Annotated in this window: 4 protein-coding genes and 1 tRNA gene; all 5 read right to left on the reverse strand. The window is 51.9% G+C overall.

What is annotated here, in order from left to right; genetic code table 11:
• Nucleotides 1-415: 415 nt before the first annotated feature.
• A complete protein-coding gene (locus JRI89_17915; protein ID MBW2073109.1) occupies nt 416-841 on the reverse strand; it encodes a LysM peptidoglycan-binding domain-containing protein in 426 nt (141 codons plus the stop codon).
• A gap of 609 nt (nt 842-1,450) precedes the next feature.
• A complete protein-coding gene (locus JRI89_17920; protein MBW2073110.1) occupies nt 1,451-1,606 on the reverse strand; it encodes a hypothetical protein in 156 nt (51 codons plus the stop codon).
• A gap of 222 nt (nt 1,607-1,828) precedes the next feature.
• A complete protein-coding gene (locus JRI89_17925; GenBank protein MBW2073111.1) occupies nt 1,829-2,068 on the reverse strand; it encodes a ribbon-helix-helix protein, CopG family in 240 nt (79 codons plus the stop codon).
• 124 nt (nt 2,069-2,192) lie between these two features.
• Nucleotides 2,193-2,268: transfer RNA gene (locus JRI89_17930), tRNA-Val, on the reverse strand.
• Between the two features lie 164 nt (nt 2,269-2,432).
• A partial coding sequence (locus JRI89_17935) for an endopeptidase La (protein MBW2073112.1) occupies nt 2,433-3,567 on the reverse strand: 1,135 nt, incomplete at its 5' end.

A 3,567-nucleotide genomic window follows, 5' to 3' on the forward strand; every position in this document is an offset into this window, starting at 1 on the left:
TGCGCATACGAGGAACAGGTTGGCCAGACAAGGAAAATAATCAGCAAGCACACAGCTGCCGTCACAAAGGTCTCGAGCCGAGGTCTCAGAGCTGCACCTTCTGCACCATATCGTACTGGGGTCATTGAACTTGTCCTTGTTGATTTACTCTGCCAGGAGAGAATTTTGCTGCCCAACTGCTACACCTCTTGCCAGCGCCTGAAATGAATGATTCTATAAAGAAAAATGCAGACAATTCTCCTTCATTCCTGTGCTTACAGGAGTTGCATCTCGGCGCAGCGCAACAGCTGTTGTCGCGACCAGAGATGCGCTCCTACAATTCGGCCATACAGGTTGGCCTGACATCCTGAACAGGTCGACCGGTTCAGTCGAGCAATAACTAGTAAAGCCAGCAAACATCGTGCCGAACCGTCTGTCACTTTTTGCCCTGTGAACCTACCGCGAGCAGTTGCCCAGGGTGAATCGCCGCACCCGGCTCGAGTTTGTTCAGTCGCCTGATTTCATCGACACTCAGGCCATAGCGTTTGCTGATGCCATACAGCGTTTCTCCAGGACGAACCTTATGGTAGCGCCTGCTGGGGCTTTTTGCTGGCGTCAATGGCTGTGGTTTTGTGGCTGTCGTGGCCTTGTTGCCTGAGTCGAGCTTTTCGAACATCTCCATAAAAAGCGAAAACTCCTTGTTCTTGGCCTCAATTTCAGCAAGTCTAGCATCAAGCCAGTCGAGTCGATAACTCTTCTCGTCGAGTCGATAACTCTTCTCTTCCACCTTCTTCAGTCTGCTATCCAGGGATCTCAACTGCAAAGCAAGGCTGTTGTTGTCCACCCGCAACTTGATGATCATCAAGGCTAGAAAGAGCCCCACAACAAGAATGCCAACCGCAACGACCAGAGAGGTAGATTTTTTCTCGAAGGCATTGACGTATTCAAGAAGCGTCTCTTTCCACGAACGCCGATTGTTCTCGAGCAACTATACCACCCCTTCCAGTCAGACCCTAGCACACTCATGCGCTGACGGTATAAAAAGTGACCGTGGTAACACTCCTGACGTGGCCCTTCACGGCGCCACCTTTGCCAGACCGAACTTGTCGCCCGTCCTTCACCAGGCCTTCCACTATCATTACAAAAGAAAAAAATGAGGGCTTCCTGGGGCGCAGCCCCGCACCGGCTGATGACAGGGCCTCATTATTCCTCGCTAAATCTGCCCCTGCATGCAGCCACCCACCCGGGTGAGCAAGAGAGAGTCTGGCAGAGAGGGACAGGGGAGATTCTTAGCAGGAAATTCTTCTATCAAAGAGCCAAGGGTTATGTTATTCCGCTTCAAGTAGATGGGGTAATTGTCTAGTCCGAGCAAGCCTTTGGCCGAAAAAATTGTCATTGATACGCTTCTGGGCAAAATCCGCGGCAGCAGACTGAGAATCTCCCTGCTCGGGCATGGACTCGTGCCGCGCTGTCAACCTTGCAAAGGCTTGCCTTCAGCTTCAAGAAGCTCCTGCTCAACTTCCTCTCTAAGTTGTCTGATTTTGGTTAACCTGGAGGCCTGCAAGGCCTCCTCATCCTGCAATTTTCTCAAAAGGACTCTGAGTTCTTCTTCCTGGGCAACATCCATATCTGACCTCCCTGCTGACAGGCATGATGGCAAAAATTCAACAAGCCATCCAGGCAAGGATAATCATTCTATCGTTCGAGCCATGGTCAACAGGTCCACTGCACTTGCCTGGATGATATATTTTCGTTGCCGCTTGCCTTTAGGAACCTCTGCACTCGCTGCTCGCAGAGATATCGCCTAGAGGAACGACCCTTTGCCACCTGGCAGAGATAAAGAATTTTTCTAGAAGAGTTTCCTCTGGATTAGCGATTCTTTCAGTCTCTCCTTGATCTGAGCCATAACCTTTGATGCCGACCACAGACCTGTTCCTTCCAATTCCTCGAATACATCGACCCCTGCTGCCAGGAGGTTTTCAATAAACCTGCTGCGGCTCATTTGCGAAGACGAAGCAAGTTTATCAATCCTCTCGAGCAGCTGCGGCGCTATAGTAATCGCTATGGTCGGTCGTTGTCTGCCAGCCATTCATTCCCCTAATAAGCTAATTTATAGATTTGCTAATTGTATTGTAGTGCAATGCACAAGTCAAATAGTTTCCTCCCTGGCCAAAAAGGCTTGAGAACCGAAACTCTCAAGCCTGTCTTTTCCGTGGTGGGCGGGACAGGAGTTGAACCTGCGACCCCCGGCTTGTAAGGCCGATGCTCTCCCCACTGAGCTACCCGCCCGAGTGTTCATCATGCCATTAGCAGGTCAAGCCGCACTCTGTCAAGAAATTTCCTCATTTTATTGCGCAGTCAATTGCCTGAGGCAGCCAAATAAAAAAGCCCCAGCCAAAGGAAGTCTGGGGCGGCGTTCATGCTCTGGCAATTGGCTTGCTCCACTGCAACCGTCAATGAGCGGTGATATCCTTGATTTCGTCCGAAGTTGCTATGGTCTCCGGTGGTGGAATGGTCTCCGGCACCTCCTCCGGCTTCTTGAAGAGTTTATCCGGATCATCAAGTACCAGGGCCTGGGTGAGCACCTGATCCATATGCTCAACCAGGACCAGCTCTACTTCCTTGAGTATTTTCTGGGGGATCTCTTTGATGTCCTTGGCATTTTCTTTAGGAATGAGCACTTTCTTGATCAAGCCCCGGTGGGCAGCCAGTACTTTTTCCTTAAGGCCGCCGATGGGGAGCACTCGCCCTCTCAAGGTAATCTCGCCTGTCATGGCTAGGTCGCTTCGCACGGGCACCTTGAGCAGGGCGGATACAATAGCGGTGGCCATGGTGATGCCGGCTGAGGGGCCATCCTTGGGGATGGCACCTTCGGGCACGTGTACATGAATGTCCAGTTTCTGATAGAATTCCGGATCCAGTTCAAAAGCTTCGGCTCTGGACCGTACATAGCTCAGAGCAGCCTGGGCCGACTCCTGCATGACCTCTCCTAGCTTGCCGGTTATGGTCAGCCCACCTTTGCCCGGCATTATGGCTGTTTCGATCCCCAGGAGCTCCCCGCCCACCTCGGTCCAGGCCAGGCCAATGGCCAGACCGATCTCGTCTTTCTCCTCGGCTCTACCGTAATGGAATTTGGGCACCCCCAGGTACTTGGCCACACTCTTCTCCGTGATGCGCACCGTGGTTTCGGGTCCGTGCTTGACCACCTCTTTGGCCACCTTGCGGCAGATGGAAGCGATTTCACGTTCCAGGTTGCGCACCCCCGCTTCCCGCGTATAGCGGCGAATAATCTCGTAAATTGCGCCGTCTGAAAAGTGGATATTTTCCGGCTTCAAACCGTTTATCTCAGCCTGTTTCTTGATAAGAAACTGTCTGGCAATATTGAGCTTGTCAAATTCGGTATAACCAGGAAGCCTGATAATCTCCATGCGATCCTGCAGAGCCGGCGGGATGGTGTGCAGGGTGTTTGCTGTGGTGATAAAAAGAATTTCCGAGAGATCGTAATCCACGTCCAGGTAATGGTCATTGAAGGCAAAATTCTGCTCAGGGTCCAGCACTTCCAGCAGCGCCGCAGAAGGGTCACCCCGA

The sequence above is a fragment of the Deltaproteobacteria bacterium genome (assembly GCA_019309045.1).
Taxonomy (GTDB): Bacteria; Desulfobacterota; Syntrophobacteria; order BM002; family BM002; genus JAFDGZ01.

Excerpts from the sequence above, each read along its gene's own strand:
- JRI89_17920 (MBW2073110.1), bottom strand. The coding sequence starts at position 1,606 with ATGGATGTTGCCCAGGAAGAAGAACTCAGAGTCCTTTTGAGAAAATTG.
- JRI89_17925 (MBW2073111.1), bottom strand. The coding sequence starts at position 2,068 with ATGGCTGGCAGACAACGACCGACCATAGCGATTACTATAGCGCCGCAG.
- JRI89_17915 (MBW2073109.1), bottom strand. The coding sequence starts at position 841 with ATGATCATCAAGTTGCGGGTGGACAACAACAGCCTTGCTTTGCAGTTG.